The following is a 15845-nucleotide window of genomic DNA, read 5'->3' as shown; positions in this document are numbered from 1 at the left end:
CCCGGTCCCTCTGCGGCGCACACCCTGGCATTCTCTCAGAGACAGGGGGCGAGCCCCCGTCCGGCGACCGGACGGAGACTCGCCCCGCGCTTGGACGAGCGTGTCGTCTACACGAGTGTGACCCCGTAGGCGCTCAGGGCCTCCGTCACCGGCTGGAAGTACGTCGTACCGCCGGAGGTGCAGTTACCGCTGCCGCCCGAGGTCAGCCCGATGGCGAGCGAGCCCGAGTAGAGCGACCCGCCGCTGTCACCCGGCTCGGCACAGACGGTGGTACGGATCAGGCCGCTCACGACGTCGCCGCTGCCGTAGTTCACCGTGTAGTTGAGGCCCGTCACCGAACCGCTGTGGATGCCGGTCGTGGAGCCGCGGCGTGTGACGGACATCCCGGTGGTCGCGTTGGCCGCGCCCGTGATGGTGACACTGCCCACGGTGCCCGGGTGGGCCAGCGCGGTGTTCGAGTAACGCACGAGGCCGTAGTCGTTGCCGGGGAAGCTGGTGCCGGCCGACGGGCCGATGCTCGTGGTGTGCGCGGAGCTGGTGTACCAGGCCGGCAGGCCCTCGGTGCAGTGGCCCGCCGTCAGGAAGTAGTACGTACTGCCGCTGCGGACGTTGAACCCGGCCGAGCAGCGCCAGCTCGTGGCGTAGACGGCGTCACCGCCCGAGATGAGCTTGGAGAGCGTGCCCGTGGTGCGCTCGACGCGCAGCGCGCCCGCGTTGGCGCCTGCGGCCCGCTTCAGGGAGTCGATCCCGGCCTGGGTGACGGTGGAGTCGGCCTGGACGACGAGGGAGTTGCTCGCCGGGTCGACGGCCCAGGCGGTGCCCGCGACATCGGCCTCCAGGACGGCCTCGCTCGCCGCGGTGAGCTGGCTCGCGCTGAACGTGGTGGCCTGGGCGGCGTTCGCGGTGGGTATCGCGAGGGCCGCCGCGGCGGCTATTCCGGTGGTGACGGCGATCAGACGTATGCGTCTTGCCACGCCGTTGAGGGGGTTGGTGCGCTTGATCCTCACTGGTCGTTCCTCCCGAAGGGAATCGGGGGCCCGTTGGTGGGGTTCAGGGGCCCGTGAGGCGCGGTCGGCGGCGCGGGACGTCCGGGGCGATCCCCGGGACGCGCCGCGCCTCGACCGGCGCTGCACGGGAGTATTGGCGGCCTCAACTCCCCCCGCAAGGGCGGCTTTTGGCCGCTCGGATGACCAGTGGGGCGTACGGTGCCCGGGCGCCGCGTGGGGTGCGGCACCCGGGCGGCGGACACACGCCGGTGTCAGTCCGTGAGGACCGCGCGCTCGCCCGCGGGAACGGCGATGGGAAGGGTGTTGCCGGGCGGCGGGAAGGGGCAGATGAAGTGGTCGGCGAAGGCGCAGGGCGGGAGCAGCGACCGGTTGAAGTCGACCGTGACCGTCCCGTCGGCGGCCGGGGCCGCGGGGCGCAGGAAGCGGAAGGGGAAGCCGCCGTGGCCGCTGGTGGCGTCCGCGAAGACCGCCCACAGCGCGCCGTCCGGCTCCACCGCGACCTGGAGTGTGTGTTCCGTACCGCCGGCGGTGAAGGCGATCTCCCCGCCGAGGCCGAGCCCCCGCTCCCGGCCGTCGGCGTTCTCGACCCGTACGGTGCGGCTCGCCTCGTACGGCCGGAAGCGGCCCGGCAGCGTCCAGGCCGGGTCGTACGGGGTGGCGTCGATGGCGCGGAAAGCGCGGCGCGCGGCCGACTCCGGATCGAAGTCCCTTACGGCCCACAGTCCTTCGCGGCGCAGCACGACCAGCCTGCGCGGTCCGGCCGCGATCCGGGACTCCGCGAAGGGGCCGGTGTCGGCGCCGAGCCCGATCTCACCGGTGAGGGGTTCGCCGTCGGCGGTCAGTCCGTCCCCGGCCGCCGCGCTCAGCACGATCGTGTCGCCGTCCTCGCGCCACCTCCCCGGGAGGCCGGGGAGGGCGCCGTCGGAGTGGTCGGCGAGCCAGTGGGTGCCGGTGAGGGCGAGCGGTCCGTACGGGGCGGAGACCGTGGCGGTGCGGTGTTCGTGCCAGCTCGCCCACTCCTGGGCGGGTACGGGCGGGTTTTCCGTTGTCATGCTGTTCAACCTTTCCATACCGGGTCGGGGAGCCCGAGATGGGAGCGCAGGGTGGTGCCTTCGTATTCCGTGCGGAAGGCTCCGCGCTCCCGGAGCAGCGGGACCACCCGGTCGACGAAGTCGTCGAGCCCGCCCGGGGTGAGATGGGGTACGAGGATGAAGCCGTCGGCCGCGTCGGAGGAGACGAAGGTGTCCATCTCCCGCGCGACGGTCTCCGGCGCGCCGACGAAGGACTGCCGGGCCGTGGTCTCGATGACGGTCCGGCGGATGGAGAGCCCCTTGGCCTCGGACAGCGCCCGCCACCTGGCGGCCACCGCGAGCGGGTCACCGACCCGTACCCGGCCCTGGACCAGGGAGGAGTCGGGGTCGGGGTCGATCGCGGGGAGCGGCCCGTCCGGGTCGTACCCGGAGAGGTCGCGGCCCCAGACCTGCTCCAGGGCGAGCAGCGCGTTCTGCGGGGAGACCTGTTGTGCGCGGATCTCGGCGGCGTGCTCGCGCGCCTCGGCGTCGGTGTCGCCGAGGACGACGGTGACCCCGGGCATGATCTTGAGGTCGTCCGGCTTCCTGCCGTACGCGGCCAGCCGGGCCTTGGTGTCGGCGTAGAAGGCGCGGCCCGCGTCCAGTGTGCCGTGCCGGGTGAAGATCACGTCGGCGGCGGAGGCGGCGAACTCCCGGCCCTCGTCGGAGTCGCCCGCCTGGATGATCACGGGGTGGCCCTGCGGGGAGCGAGGGACGGTGAACTCGCCCGCGATCTCGAACTGCGGCCCGGAGTGCGCGAAGGGCCGGGGCGTGCCGTACGGGGCGCCCGGCGCGGGCGGCGTCCAGGAGTCCCACAGCTCGCGGGCGGTACGGACGAACTCGGCGGCCCGGGTGTAGCGGTCGGCCCGGTCGAGGTAGCCGCCGCGCCGGAAGTTCTCCCCGGTGAAGGCGTCCGAGGAGGTGACCACGTTCCAGGCGGCGCGGCCGGCGCTGAGGTGGTCGAGGGTGGCGAGCCTGCGGGCCAGTTCGAAGGGCTCGTTGAAGGTGGCGTTCACGGTGGCGGCGAGGCCGAGCCGGTCGGTGACGGCGGCCAGCGCGTTCAGGACGGTGAGCGATTCGGGGCGTCCGACGACGTCCAGATCGTGGATGAGGCCGTTGTGTTCGCGCAGCCGCAGCCCCTCGGCGAGGAAGAAGAAGTCGAAGGTGCCGCGTTCGGCGGTCCTGGCCAGCGCTTCGAAGGAGGAGAAGTCGATCTGGGAGCGGGAGCGGGGGTCGGCCCAGACGGTGGTGCTGTTGACGCCGGGGAAGTGCGCGGCGAGATGGATCCGCTTGCGCGCCCCGGGGCGCGCGGGCGAGGCCGGGGCGGTGGTCCCGGTCGGCTGCGTGGTGGTCCCGGTCGGCGGCGTCACCCCGGTCGGCGTGGTCGCCCCGGTCGGCGTGGTCGGCTCTGTGGTCATGACGCTCCCCCGGCGGTCGTGTACTGGTTGGCGGGCCGGGCGAGGCCCAGGTGTTCGCGGAGGGTGCCGCCCGGGTGGAAGGTACGGAAGAGGCTGCGGTGCTGGAGGACCGCGACGGTGCCGTTGACCAGGCGTTCGAGGTCGCGGTGGGGTTCGACGGGGGTCAGGTGGAAGCCGTCGACGGCGCCGCCGCCGTGCCAGCGGGTGATGAGGTCGGCGAGGTCGACGGGCCCGCCCCGGTAGTGCGCGCCCGCCGCGCCGGCGGCGGTGTGCGCCCCGTTCGCGGGGCCCGCTTCCCGCGGGTGTTCGCCGTCGTGGAAGTCGAGGGTGAGCGCGGCCAGAACCCGCAGGGTGGAGGGGTCACGGCCGTGGAGGGCTGCGCGGGCCCGCAGCCGTTCGCGGAGGGCCGCCGCCTCCCCGGGCCGGCCCGCCCTGATCAGGACGACGTCGGCGTGCCGGGCGGCGGTCTCGGTGAGGGCGGGGGCGCGTCCGGTCGCTATGTCGACCACGGTGACGGGGTGCCCCTGCGGCGGCCTCGGCACGATGGACGGGCCGCGCACGGTGAACGTGGCGCCCTGGAAGTCGACATGGTGCAGCTTGTCGCGGTCGACGAAGCGTCCTGTCGATGTGTCGCGGATCTCGGCGTCGTCCTCCCAGCTGTCCCAGAGCCGGGCGGCCACGTCGGCGACCTCGCCCGCCTCCCGCCACAGCTCGGACGGGGGCGCGGCGGGCCGGCGGCCGAAGAGCCGGGCCTGCGCGGTGTTGGTCGACACGTCGACAAGCCATCCCGCGCGGCCGTGGCTCACCCAGTCCAGGGTGGCGAGGGCCGTGGAGAGGTGGAACGGCTCGGTGTGGGTGGTGGTGACGGTGGGGACGAGGCCGACGCGTTCGGTGGCGGGGGCGACCCGCGCGAGCACGGCGAGCGCGTCGGGGCCCGGCCGCTCGAAGGAGTCCCTGAGGGTCACGAAGTCGAGGGAGCCGCGCTCGGCGAGCCGGGCGAGGTCCACGTACGACGCGGCGTCGTACCGGGGCGGGCCACCGATCTCGGCGGCGAGGTGCAGGGGGCGGGTGGCGGTCATGACGGGCCTACCTTCCGGCTTCCGACGGGCTGGTCGGGCCCGTCCGTCGAGTGAGGGGACGGCGCGCGGCGTCCGGGGAGGGCGCGCGGACCGGGCCGGCGGACGCCTCGGCGAGCAGGGTGAGGACGGTCCGCGCGGTGGCGTCGTTCTGGCGGAACGCGGGCCCGCCGGTACGCGGCCGGGTGAACGCCCCGCTGGAGCGCGCCGTGGTGTACGGGCCGAGCGAGAAGCGGCGCGGGTGCGGGCGGCCGTCGCGTTCCACGAGCCGGCCGTCCCCGGGGTCGACCCGCACCAGCCCGCCCGGGGAGATCGCGGCGGCCCCCTCGTCGTACAGGGCGCGCAGCAGCGGGCTGAGGGTGCGCTCCGGCGAGGGGTCGGGGAGCCGGGCCTCGACCAGGGCGCGGGCTTCGACGTACTCCCCCGGTACGGAGGCGCTGCCGGCCCGGAAGAGCCCCTGGCGCTCGTCGGCCTCGACGGTGGTGCCGGCGCCGAGGAAGCGGACGACGCCGGCCCGGGAGAGCGCGAGGAGCTGCCGCAGCCGGGGCCCCGGCGGTCCCGAGGCGAGATGGCTGAAGAAGCCGTGCCACCGCCCGCCGGGGTCGCCGAGGTCGCCGAGGCGGACGAGCTGGCCGTAGACGGAGAGCAGCCCGAGGAAGACCCCGAGGTCCGCGCTGTGGGCCGGGTCGTGCCGGCGGGCCAGGTCACCGGTGATGTAGGTGCGCAGGCCGCCCTGGAGCGTGTCGTACGAGGCGAAGCGCGCCCCGTCCAGCGGCCGGTCGAGCGCGGCGAGGTCGAGCCGGTCGGCGGGGTCGGGGACGGCCGCGCCGACCAGGGCGTCCAGTTCGGGGCTCCCGGGGTCGGCCGCCGCGTACTTCTCCTCGAAGTCGGCCCAGCCGACGAGGGTGCGCCCGGGGTGGGCGGTGAAGAGCCGGTGGTAGTGGGCGAAGCCGAGTTCCTTCTCGACCAGGGGCCGGATGTCGCGGGCGTAGTCGGGCCGCTCGGTCCGTGCCAGCAGGGCGTCGATCTGCGCGGGTCCGAGGAAACGCGGCAGCGGGGGGCGGTCACCGGCCAGCCCGTAACCGATCTTGGAGTGGTACGGGACGCCGCGCCGCGAGCCGACGTGCAGGACGGGTTCGCGCCCGGAGGGGTGGTAGACCAGCTCGTCGGACGGGGCGTCGCCGCCCGTGTAGTGGCCGCCGCGCCCTTCGGTGAGCAGCACCATCAGATCGACGAAGGCGAGCCCGAAGCCGCGCACGAGGACGGGCTCACCGGCGGGCAGCGCGGAGAGGTCGCTGTCGGCCGTGAAGTCCGGCGGCAGGTGGAGCAGCCCGTGGCGGCGTGCGAATCCGGCCAGCTCCACCTGTTCCGGGTCGGGTTCGGCGTCAAGATGGCCGAGGGTCAGGACGACGAGATCGGCCTCCAGCGGTGCGGCCCGCCCGGCGAGCAGCACGCGCTGACGGCCGCCGCGCTCCCCGGAGACGCGCAGCGCGTGGGTGGGGTGGAGATGGACCCGGACGCCGGGTGGCAGGGCGGCCACCGTCCGCTCGTACACCCAGCTCAGATAGGCGCTCTGGACCCGGCGGCTGGGGAAGCTCTGCCCGGTGAGGGCGGCGATCTCGGCGAGGAGCCCGGCCCGGCCCCCGCCGTCCTCGGACGGGGACACGGCGGCATCGGCCGGGGGCGCTACGGCGAGGCGGGTGCGGCCCGCCGTGATGTCGCGGGCCCACGCGTCGAGGGCGGGGCCGGGGCGTACGGGGCCCTCCAGCACGACCGAGTCGTCGGTGAACATCGTCACGTCCTCGGCCATGGAGTTCATCCAGAGCAGCGGGGACTGGTCGCGACGCCAGATCCGCCCCGCGCCGGGCGGGAACGGGTCGACGAGATGGATGTCCAGCGGCAGACCGCCGTACAGGGACGGCGCGTTGGCGGCGATCCGCTCCAGGAAGCCGGTGCCGCGCGGGCCCGCGCCGACCACGACGACGGACGGGGTGACGGGAGGTGTGCGGACGGGGTCCGGATCCGGTGACGCGGGCATGGGAAGGCTCCGTGGATGCAGAGATCGAACACGGGAGGTGCCTTCACGCGGAACGCGGACGGACCGAGCCCCTCAGCGGGGTCCGTCTGCGGGGATGAGGCTATGCGGCCCGTACGGCCTGTTGTCAAGCCTGTCCGTACTGTGAGCCAACCGTCTCAGCCCGGCACGGGGCCGGTTGACTCGGAAACGGATGCCTGTTCCACTTGGGTTCATGTACTCGCAGCAGTGGCTGGTCAAGCGCTCCCACATCGACTTCGGTCGCGTGTGGTCCTCTTCCTGTTGAGCTGACGCCCTGCTCCGCCCCGTGTTCTCCCGGCGCTCGCCGCGCCGTTTTCCGCGTGCCTTCACACGCAGCGCTCCAGGCTCCTCCCCTCCCCTCGTGCCCGCCCGTACGGTCGTCCGACGCGCGCCCTCAGGTGCCGTCAGACGCCCCCGCGGTCGCAGCAGCCACAGAAGTTCCCGCAGGTCTCACAGCAGTTACCGCACCCTTCACAGCAGTCGCAGCACTCACAGCGATCGGCGTCGCGGCAGGAACCTTCGCGCTTCCGCCGCGACCAGGGACCCTCGTACTCCTTCGCGCAGCACATCCGGCAGGTGCGGAGAAGCCCGGTGAAGACCGCGCAGCCGGCCGGGAACCCGCGCTTCCCGGGCGGCTTCCCGGGGCCCTCGGGGAAACCCGGCGGGAGCCCGCCCGGGGCGTCGTGCGGGGCGCCGCTCCCGGTGTGCGCGCACCGTGTCGTGCCGAAGGCGCGGTCGACCGAGGCGCGCAGTTCGTGCGTGAGCAGGACGTGCGCCAGGCGGTCGTCGGTGAACTCCGCGTCGCGCAGCGCGAGCCGGATGCCGTGCACGGCGTCGTCGGCGAGCCGGCGGGCCCGCGCGCGCGAGGCGCCGGTCGCGGTGAGCGGGTTCCACGCGCCTGATACCGCGTCAGTTCTCTGATCTCCACGGCGTCCAGGAGGTGCGCGAGCCGCCCGAAGAGCCGCCCCGCCTCGGCCGGCGGCGCCCTGTTCCCCGGCCGCCCGGCCAGGACGGCGGTGTACGCGAAGGCCGCGGCGGTCGCGGTCTCGGCCGGCTCGGTCACGGTGAGCAGCGGGGTGCCGGGGCGGGCCAGGGCCTCGATGCCCGGCTGCCGGTCGACGGCGTCGACCAGGACGGCGGTGTCGAAGCCGAGCTCCGCGCCGGTCCGCGCGCCCGCCCGGTCCAGGTGGCGACCCGGCGCGCGGCGGCGGCCGGCGGCCCGCGCCGCAACGGCCCGTCCCCGTCGGCGACGTGGTCCCGTATCTTCGCCGAGGCCGGCACGCGCGAGACGGCGGCGGCGAGCCGCGCGCCCTCGCCCCGCGCGACCGGCGCGGTCCGCGTGCCGCGCGGCGGACAGGGCCCGGCGGTGCGGCGCGGCTCCGGGGCCGGACCGGTCTGAGCCTCCGTCAGGACCGGGACGATCAGGCCGTCGTCGTGGGTGACGACCCGGGAGAGCCGCCCGTGATCGGCGCGAAGTGCCAGGCAGAGTCCACAGAGATGGGCCGTCCACTCCGCTTTGAGACCGTTGCCGAGCCGATGCGTGCGGGGCCCGACGATTCCGAACACGACGTTCCCCCGGGTGCCGTTCCGCTGTGCGCGAAGCATCGCATCGAGCGGCCCGTTCACCCGGACGACGTCAACGTCACCCATCTGGCCGGAACGTAATATTTTGCACCATCTCAGGGCCCGTATCCTGGAAGAACCTTGACGAATCGCCACATCTTCTGCACCAGTACCGTCACGAATCGCCTGCGCGCCGACTATCCCCTTGGCGCACGATCCGCATGATGGACGACGATAGGGATAGGGAACTTCAAGTGACCGCGGTGAAAGGAGGCGTCCATGGGATCGGTGCGCAAGGCGAGTGCCTGGCTGGGCCTCGTTGAGGACAACGACGAGCGTTACTACGACGACGAGTACGCCGAAGGTTCGGAGAACGGCGAGACCTGGCGGAGCGAGCCCCGTATGCGGGTCGCCCCCGAGTCTCCCGCCCAGGAGCAGGACCGCAGAATCGCCACGGTCTCCCCGGAGTCCTTCCGGGACGCCCGGGCCATCGGCGAACTCTTCCGGGCCGGCACCCCGGTCATCATGAACCTCACCTCCATGGACGCCGGCGACGCCAAGCGCGTCGTGGACTTCGCCGCGGGACTGATCTTCGGTCTGCGCGGTTCGATCGACCGGGTCGCCACCCGGGTCTTCCTGCTCAGCCCGGCCGACACCGAGATCGTCACCGGTGACGCCGTCGGCCGCCCGCAGGACGGCTTCTTCAACCAGAGCTGAGCAGGGCGGCTCACCGGAACGCGTCGAGGCCGGTGAGCGCCTTGCCCAGCACGAGCTGATGCATCTCGACGGTGCCCTCGTAGGTGAGCACCGATTCGAGGTTGGTCGCGTGGCGCATCACGGGGTATTCGAGCGAGATCCCGTTGGCGCCGAGAATCGTCCGCGCGGTCCGGCAGATCTCGATCGCCTCCCGTACGTTGTTCAGCTTGCCGAAGCTGACCTGTTCGGCCTGGAGCCGGCCCGCGTCCATCCGCCGCCCCAGATGGTGGGCGAGCAGGATCCCCTTGTGCAGTTCGAGCGCCATGTCGGCGAGTTTGGCCTGGGTGAGCTGGAAGCCGCCGATCGGCCGGCCGAACTGCTCCCGTGTCCGCGCGTAGCCGAGCGCGGCCTCGAAACTGGCGCGCGCGGCGCCCATGGAGCCCCAGACGATGCCGTAGCGCGCGTGGCTCAGACAGCTCAGCGGCCCGCGCAGCCCGGTCACCCCGGGGAGTACGGCGTCGGCGGGCAGCCGTACGCCGTCCAGGACCAGTTCGCTGGTGACCGAGGCGCGCAGCGACCACTTGTGACGGATCTCGGGGGCGGAGAAACCGGGGGTGCCGGCCGGCACGAGAAACCCTCTGACCCCGCCGCCTCCGGCGCCGTTCCCGCCGTCGTCACCCTCGGGGCCGGTCCGCGCCCAGACGACGGCGACGCCCGCCACCGAGCCGTTGGTGATCCACATCTTGCGTCCGTCGAGCACCCAGTCGCTGCCGTCGCGCCGGGCGTACGTCCGCATGCCCGACGGGTCGGAGCCGTGGTCGGGCTCGGTGAGGCCGAAGCAGCCGATGGTCGTGCCCGCCGCCATCCCGGGCAGCCACCGCTCCTTCTGCTCCTCGGAGCCGTAGCGGTGGATCGCGTACATGGCGAGCGAGCCCTGGACGGAGACCAGGGAGCGGATGCCGGAGTCGGCCGCCTCCAGCTCCAGGCAGGCCAGTCCGTACTGGACGGCGCTCGCACCCGCGCAGCCGTACCCCGTCAGGGACATGCCGAGCGCGCCGAGGGAGCCGAGTTCCTCGGCCAGTTCACGGACGCCGGGCAGCTCGCCGCGTTCGTACCACCCGGCGACGTGCGGCAGTACCCGGTCGGCGGCCCAGGCGCGCACGGTGTCCCGGATCGCCCGCTCCTCCGGATCGAGCAGATCGTCGAGACCGAGGGGGTCGCCCGGGTCGAAGGGCGGCGGCTCGGCGGCTGACGGTACGGACATGGCACGCCTCCGGCGGCTCGCACGGAACGGACGGTGAGTCGATCACGACACACCGCATCGGCGCCGAACGTTACGGCTCAGCGTGGAGCCCGTCCAGACCCGGCCCGGGCGGGTCCCCGGCCCGCCGGCACGCCCGTCTCGGGTGAGGTGCGCATGCGGGGCGGGCGGTGATCGGCCGGCCGGGGCCGCTCGGCGCCGCGCGCGGGCGGGCGCCCCTCGGGCGCGGAGGACGCGGCGGGCCCGGAGGCCACGGCGTGCGTGCCTTCCCCCTTGTCCGCCCTCTCCTTGCCGGCCTGCTCCTCGGCGGCCTTCTTCTCGGCGGTGGCGGGCGCCGGGCACTCCATGGCCCGTGGCAGCCGCAGCGCCGCCAGCGCGCCGAGCAGCAGCAGACCGGCGCTGACCAGCAGCGTCACATGGAGACCGTGGACGAACGACTCGCGCGCCGCCGCCCGCAGCGCCTGCCCCGCGGGCCCGCCCAGCCGGGTGGCCACCTGGTACGCCTCGCCGAGCGAGTCCGACGCGGCCGTGCTCGCGGCCGGCGGGACGCCCTTCAGCGATGTCACCGCGGGCGCGTACACCGCGTTCATCACGCTGCCGAGCAGAGCGATCCCGATGCCCGCGCCCAGTTGGTACGAGGTCTCGCCGATCGCCGCCGCGCCGCCCGCCTGTTCCGGCGGGGCCTCGCTGAGCATCGATTCGTACGCCCCGAAGAGCGTGGTCTGGAGCCCGAAGCCGAGCAGCACGAACCCGGTGGTCAGCAGCGCGGGCCGGTCGTGCTGGCCCATCATGACCAGCAGCAGGACGGCGACGGCGGTGAGGACGAACCCCCAGGCCACCATCCGGCGCGGCCCCACCCGGCGCAGGGTGACGGAGCCGGTGACCCCGGCGGCCATGGCGGCGAAGGTGAGGGGCAGCAGCCGCAGCCCGGTCTCCAGCGGGCTGAGTCCCAGCACGAGCTGGAGGTACTGGACGGCGATCAGTTCCAGGCCGACCAGCGCGAGCATGGCGAGGACGATGCAGCCGACGGAGGTGGAGAACGTGGGCCTGGCGAACATCCGGACGTCGATCAGCGGATGGGCCCTGCGCCGCTGCCGCCGGACGAAGAGGACGAGGAGCGCGACCCCGACGCAGAGCGGGGCGAGCGTCATCGGCCCGAGCGGCCCCTCCCCCGCACCGAGCCGCTTCACGCCGAAGACCACCCCGAGCACCCCGGCCGCGGCCGTCAGCGCGCCGAGGACGTCCCAGGGGCCGTCACCGGCGCCCTTGGACTCCGGCAGTACGAAGCGGCCGAGCGGCAGCAGGAGCGCCAGCAGCGGGAGGTTTACCAGGAAGACGGAGCCCCACCAGAAGTGTTCGACGAGGAAGCCGCCCAGCACCGGGCCGACCGCGGCCCCGACGGCGGCGACCGCCGTCCAGATCCCGATGGCCATGGCCCGTTCACGCCGGTCGGGGAAGACCGCGCGCAGGATGGAGAGGGTGGCCGGCATGATCATCGCGCCGCCGACCCCGAGCAGGGCGCGCGCCCCGATCAGCATCAGTGGGGTGTCGGCGAAGGCGGCGAGCGCCGAGGCGACCCCGAAGAGCGCGTATCCCGTCAACAGGACCCGCCGGCGCCCGATCCGGTCGCCGAGGGTGCCGAAGAGGATCAGCAGCGCCGCGCAGACGAGCGGGTAGGCGTCCACGATCCACAGCAGCTCGACCCCGCTCGGGCGGAGATCGGCGGTGACGGCCGGTACGGCGACGTGCAGCACGGTCGCGTCCAGCGCGACCAGCAGCAGGCTGACGCACAGGATCAGCAGGACGATCCAGCGGTTCGCACCGCCACCGGCCGCACGCGCCCGCGCTCCGGCCGTGGTGGTCCCGGACATCTGCGTACCTCCCAATGCGTCCCTCGCGCTCGGCGGGCCAACGGGGACACGGGTCCCTCGGGGTGGCCCGGCATCGACGGGCGAGTGAGCCGTCAGCGTACGCGAGTGTTCCCGCGTGGCGCGTGGTGCATCTCTCACCGCTCTGACCAGGGAGTGTGGCGTACGCCACGTCGCCCGCGCCAGGAGGGGGCCCCGGGCGCGACACGAGCGTGAGGGAAATTCCGCGCGACGCCTCGGTGAACTAATTCGGTTCCGCGGAAAGACACTCCCCGGAACGGCGTCCCGATGAATAGGGCCGAAGGGCCCTGGCGATTTCAGGAACGACTCCTGCGGAAATGTGATCCGAGACATAGTCCACATCACATCGTCATCACGAAGGGACCGGATCGGCCGGGTCACACACTCACTCGCTGTAACGTCTTTTACGTGCGTACCGACATCTTTGCCCGCCTGGACCGGGAGCCGGAACCGCCGAAGATAGAGATCCCGCGGATGAGCCGCACTCGTAAGGTTCTCTTCGGCGGGACCTTGGCGTTCTATCTCGCCATCGTCATCGCCGTGCTCGTCTCGTCCTCGCTGGTGATCATCGACTGGAAGATCATGCTCTTCCGGCCCTACCAGCAGTGGCCGGCCGTGCACCCCTACCTGGACTACTTCGTGGTGCTCGGCCAGCGCGGCCCGACGGCCGTGATGATCGCGGCCTGGCTGGGCTGGCGCTCCTGGCGCCAGCACACCCTGCGCCCGCTGCTGACCCTCGGCGCCGCGCTGCTGCTGCTCAACGTGACCGTCGGCGCGGTCAAGCTCGGCCTCGGGCGGCTCGGCCCCCACTACGCGACGCAGATCGGCTCGGCCGAACTCTTCGCGGGCGGCGATATATTTCCTTCGGGCCACACCGCGAACGCCGTGGTGACCTGGGGAATCCTGGCCTATCTGGCCACCACGCCCCGGGCCAGACGCTATCTCTCGGTCATGTCGTCGCTGGTGGCGCTCGGGGTCGGCGCGACGACCGTCTACCTCGGTACGCACTGGCTGAGCGATGTGCTCCTCGGCTGGGCCGCCGGTCTGCTGATCCTGCTGGGGCTGCCGTGGGCGGAGCCGCTGATCGGCCGCGCCGAGCAGGCGGTCTTCGCGGTCCGCGAGCGCTGGCGCGTGCGCCGGGGCCCGACCCCGACCGCCCCCGTGACGGGACCGGGCACGGAGACCGGGCTGCCCAGGCGCCCCGAGACGGTGCCCCAGGGCGCGCAGCAGGCCGTGGAGGGCACGCCCTGCGAGACGATCGGACCGGCTCACGGTGGCCGGACCACGGGCGGCCGGAGCACCGTACAGCTCACCACCGCCCAGCCCCGGCAGCACGCGGTGCGCTCGGAGCGGACCCCGGTCACCCCGGTGGGCGGCAGCCGCCGCCCACCCCGCTCCCGGCCCCTGACGGGCGGCTGAGAGCCCTCACGGGGGCGGTACGCACAGGCCGTCTCCCCCGCGACGCGACGAAGCCCCGGCTCAGGCCGGGGCTTCGTCGTACCGGTGGGTCCGTGGCGCTCAGCCGGCCCAGCAGCGGACGACCTTGCCGCCGTCGACCTCGAAGTTGAGCCGGCCGACGACGAACTCCATCGTGATGATCGAGCCCGGGGGCAGCGCCCTGAGATGGGTCCAGCCGCGCCCGCGAGCCTGCCGCTCGGCGCTCTCGGCGTCGAGTCCGACATAGGACTCGGGTGCGTCGTCGGGCTGTCGGGGGGGAGTCGGTATGGGTGCCATACCACTCACCGTAGGCGCCGGGGAGCCCCGAAGGAAGCGGAACGGAAGGTGACCGGAAGCCGTCCGATACCGGGAGAGGAACGTGCGCGTCGCCCGGCGGTCACGCTTGTGTCACAGGTTCCCGACACTCTCCGAGCGTGAACGGCTTCACTCTTACGGACCAGTCACCTCGCACGCGTCGATAATTCCGAAGCCCTGAAGATCGCATGAATTTCGCTCCGTGAATTCCTCTCAATAAGAGGGGCACAAACCGGCGTTACACAATGGGGGCGCCATGGGCATGCCGGACGAATTCACGATTTCCCCGCACCCCCCGCACGCGAGCCGCCCCGTGCCCGGCCGGCGCCCGCTGCCCGCCCGGCCCACGCCCGGCCGGGGCCCGTGGCCGCGGAGGCCACCGGAAGCAGCAACAGGATCCGGCCACCACCACGACGCACCGCCATCCCGACTTGTCGACTCATCCACGCACTGACCTGGGAGCTGTCCGGACCGGGGTACGGGCGTGCCGGTAACCCGGTCCGGCCGGGGCGTACCGGTTCCGGCCACCCGCCAGGGCGGCGCGCCGGACGGTTCGATTCTGTACGCCTGGGCGCGTGACCCGGGCCACGGCTCACCCGTTGTCTCTGTACGAGCCGGGAACAGCCCGGCCCACGCACCGAGTTCGAGGAGCCACCCGTGCCGCGCATGCTCGATGTCAGCGAGGACGTCCGCGCCGAGATCGGCGACGAGGAAGCCGACCGGCTGCTCGCCGGCGAGAACTCCCCGGGCAGTTACGACTGCACCTCCTGCCGGACCCCCGGCGACTCCGAACAGGAGCGGACCAGCACCGTTCTGTTCGTGGGCGAGGAGACCGCGGTTCTCGCCTTCGCCCACGCCACCTGCATCCCCTCCCAGGTCGTCCAGGTCGCCGAGGACCAGCTCCAGGGCGCCGTCCGGTCGATCACCGGCGGCGAGCAGCCCCAGCCGTCCCGGGCCGCCGCCCCCAGCGCCGCTCCCGGGCAGGCCGTACTCGGTGTCACCAGCGGTCTGGTGCTGCTGGAGGACGACCTGCACCCCGCCCTCGTCGTCGAGCCGACGGCCCCGATCGCCCGGCCGGGCTCCGACTCGGCCACCGACGAGTTCCTGTCGCTCCTGATCGAGCAGGGCTTCCAGCCGGTCAACACCCTGGAGTCGGTGCCCGCGCAGAACCCGGGCTGGTCGGTGCTGCTCGCCATGGGCCAGCTCCACGCCGTGCTCCAGCCCGGTACCGGCGGCGGCTCCCCGACCGCCTGGTGGCAGGCCCACCAGCCGCTCCAGGTCACGGAGGGGTGGCGGACGGCGGCCAACAAGTCGCAGCGCGTGCTGGTCTTCGCCGCGCCGGTCGGGTCCATCGGCCAGCAGCCCCGCGAGGACCTGCTGCGCGACGCCCTGGAGAAGGCCGCCGCCAACGGGAACCTGGTCGCCGCCCTGATGCCGCTGGCCGGCACGTGAACGAGGCCACGCGCCCCACCCGCCGGCTGCGCCCCTTCCCGGGGCCGGCGAATTCCCCGGGCAGCCCGCATCCGACGGACGGCGGGGTCGTTGGCACGTACGTGCACTCATACGACCCCTCGCGCCCGCAGTACCAGAGCCAGATCCCTTCGATGCGCCCGGCGCAGGACGGAGCGGACGGGTTCTCGACGACCCCGATCTACGACGCGCTCTACTCCGAGTTCCGCAGGTCCTTCAGAGCGCTGCCGGGCGACCGGAGCAACGAGGAGAACCTCGGCTTCACGGCGTTCGGCACCGGGCTGCACGGACCCCACCACGTCTACGGCGGCCACAGCGGTTTCGGTCCCGCGCAGACGCACTACCCGGGGTCCTGGCAGCGGGATCCCCGCCAGCAGCACATGGCCAGGACCGACCGGCCGGCGCTGCCCCCGGGGCCGCGTCGCGGGATCTGACCCGTTCACACACCGGAGCGGCCGCCGTCACGGCCGTACGCGGTGGGGGCCCGGCCCCGCGCAACCGGGCCCGGCCCCCCCCCGGGGGGGGGCCCCCCCCCCCCCCCACCATAAGTGCCCCCCCCAGAGCCCCCCCCCCAACGAGATTTTGTG

At 73.4% G+C, this 15845-nt stretch carries 13 protein-coding genes and 1 pseudogene; 5 read left to right on the top strand and 9 right to left on the bottom strand.

Annotation, left to right across the window (positions count from 1 at the left end; genetic code table 11):
• Positions 1-107: 107 nt before the first annotated feature.
• The 6 genes and pseudogenes from ACFXPL_RS19045 to ACFXPL_RS19020 form a co-directional block, all read right to left on the bottom strand.
• A complete protein-coding gene (locus ACFXPL_RS19045; RefSeq protein ID WP_384920345.1) occupies positions 108-1007 on the bottom strand; it encodes a S1 family peptidase in 900 nt (299 codons plus the stop codon).
• Between the two features lie 251 nt (positions 1008-1258).
• The gene (locus ACFXPL_RS19040) at positions 1259-2059 is read right to left on the bottom strand and encodes a DUF1684 domain-containing protein (RefSeq protein WP_384920342.1); all 801 of its coding nucleotides are present in this window, start codon (positions 2057-2059) and stop codon (positions 1259-1261) included.
• A 5-nt stretch (positions 2060-2064) separates the two neighbouring features.
• Positions 2065-3363 carry an NtaA/DmoA family FMN-dependent monooxygenase gene (locus tag ACFXPL_RS19035; RefSeq protein WP_384920512.1) on the bottom strand — a complete coding sequence of 433 codons (1299 nt, stop codon included), beginning with the start codon at positions 3361-3363 and terminating at the stop codon, positions 2065-2067.
• A 128-nt stretch (positions 3364-3491) separates the two neighbouring features.
• Complete coding sequence (locus ACFXPL_RS19030; RefSeq protein WP_384920339.1) at positions 3492-4574, bottom strand: LLM class flavin-dependent oxidoreductase; 1083 nt, start codon at positions 4572-4574, stop codon at positions 3492-3494.
• Between the two features lie 7 nt (positions 4575-4581).
• Entirely contained in the window at positions 4582-6609 is a 2028-nt protein-coding gene (locus ACFXPL_RS19025) for an FAD/NAD(P)-binding protein (protein ID WP_384920336.1), read from the bottom strand.
• A 422-nt stretch (positions 6610-7031) separates the two neighbouring features.
• Positions 7032-8037 (bottom strand): annotated as a pseudogene (locus tag ACFXPL_RS19020) (hypothetical protein).
• Positions 8038-8088: 51 nt separating this feature from the next.
• On the opposite strand from ACFXPL_RS19020, the gene ACFXPL_RS19015 reads away from it, so the two are divergent.
• Complete coding sequence (locus tag ACFXPL_RS19015) at positions 8089-8292, top strand: hypothetical protein (protein WP_384920529.1); 204 nt, start codon at positions 8089-8091, stop codon at positions 8290-8292.
• Positions 8293-8469: 177 nt separating this feature from the next.
• Entirely contained in the window at positions 8470-8907 is a 438-nt protein-coding gene (locus ACFXPL_RS19010; RefSeq protein WP_384920333.1) for a cell division protein SepF, read from the top strand.
• Positions 8908-8917: 10 nt separating this feature from the next.
• Here the strand turns inward: ACFXPL_RS19010 and ACFXPL_RS19005 are convergent, their stop codons facing one another.
• Together ACFXPL_RS19005 and ACFXPL_RS19000 are read right to left on the bottom strand one after the other, a co-directional pair.
• Complete coding sequence (locus ACFXPL_RS19005) at positions 8918-10150, bottom strand: acyl-CoA dehydrogenase family protein (RefSeq protein ID WP_384920330.1); 1233 nt, start codon at positions 10148-10150, stop codon at positions 8918-8920.
• Positions 10151-10227: 77 nt separating this feature from the next.
• Entirely contained in the window at positions 10228-12018 is a 1791-nt protein-coding gene (locus tag ACFXPL_RS19000) for an MFS transporter (RefSeq protein WP_384920327.1), read from the bottom strand.
• Positions 12019-12444: 426 nt separating this feature from the next.
• Between ACFXPL_RS19000 and ACFXPL_RS18995 the strand changes: the two genes are divergently transcribed.
• Positions 12445-13455 carry a phosphatase PAP2 family protein gene (locus tag ACFXPL_RS18995; RefSeq protein WP_384920324.1) on the top strand — a complete coding sequence of 337 codons (1011 nt, stop codon included), beginning with the start codon at positions 12445-12447 and terminating at the stop codon, positions 13453-13455.
• A gap of 99 nt (positions 13456-13554) precedes the next feature.
• Here ACFXPL_RS18995 and ACFXPL_RS18990 read toward each other — a convergent pair whose 3' ends face one another.
• On the bottom strand, positions 13555-13770 hold the full coding sequence (locus tag ACFXPL_RS18990; protein ID WP_384920321.1) for an I78 family peptidase inhibitor: 216 nt from the start codon (positions 13768-13770) through the stop codon (positions 13555-13557).
• Between the two features lie 675 nt (positions 13771-14445).
• Between ACFXPL_RS18990 and ACFXPL_RS18985 the strand changes: the two genes are divergently transcribed.
• Together ACFXPL_RS18985 and ACFXPL_RS18980 are read left to right on the top strand one after the other, a co-directional pair.
• Positions 14446-15240: a hypothetical protein gene (locus ACFXPL_RS18985; RefSeq protein ID WP_384920318.1), complete on the top strand. Its 795-nt coding sequence runs from the start codon at positions 14446-14448 to the stop codon at positions 15238-15240.
• A gap of 152 nt (positions 15241-15392) precedes the next feature.
• Positions 15393-15692 (top strand): hypothetical protein, encoded by a 300-nt coding sequence (locus ACFXPL_RS18980; RefSeq protein ID WP_384920316.1) that lies wholly within the window; start codon positions 15393-15395, stop codon positions 15690-15692.
• Positions 15693-15845 lie beyond the last annotated feature (153 nt).

This window comes from Streptomyces sp. NPDC059092 (assembly GCF_042756365.1).
Lineage (GTDB): Bacteria > Actinomycetota > Actinomycetes > Streptomycetales > Streptomycetaceae > Streptomyces.
The sequence above is the reverse complement of the archived record's forward strand: the minus strand, read 5'-3'. Positions and strand labels throughout refer to the sequence as shown.

Coding starts and splice junctions, on each gene's coding strand:
- ACFXPL_RS19040 (WP_384920342.1), bottom strand. CDS start 2,059: ATGACAACGGAAAACCCGCCCGTACCCGCCCAGGAGTGGGCGAGCTGG.
- ACFXPL_RS19030 (WP_384920339.1), bottom strand. CDS start 4,574: ATGACCGCCACCCGCCCCCTGCACCTCGCCGCCGAGATCGGTGGCCCG.
- ACFXPL_RS19025 (WP_384920336.1), bottom strand. CDS start 6,609: ATGCCCGCGTCACCGGATCCGGACCCCGTCCGCACACCTCCCGTCACC.
- ACFXPL_RS19010 (WP_384920333.1), top strand. CDS start 8,470: ATGGGATCGGTGCGCAAGGCGAGTGCCTGGCTGGGCCTCGTTGAGGAC.
- ACFXPL_RS19005 (WP_384920330.1), bottom strand. CDS start 10,150: ATGTCCGTACCGTCAGCCGCCGAGCCGCCGCCCTTCGACCCGGGCGAC.
- ACFXPL_RS19000 (WP_384920327.1), bottom strand. CDS start 12,018: ATGTCCGGGACCACCACGGCCGGAGCGCGGGCGCGTGCGGCCGGTGGC.
- ACFXPL_RS18990 (WP_384920321.1), bottom strand. CDS start 13,770: ATGGCACCCATACCGACTCCCCCCCGACAGCCCGACGACGCACCCGAG.
- ACFXPL_RS18980 (WP_384920316.1), top strand. CDS start 15,393: ATGCGCCCGGCGCAGGACGGAGCGGACGGGTTCTCGACGACCCCGATC.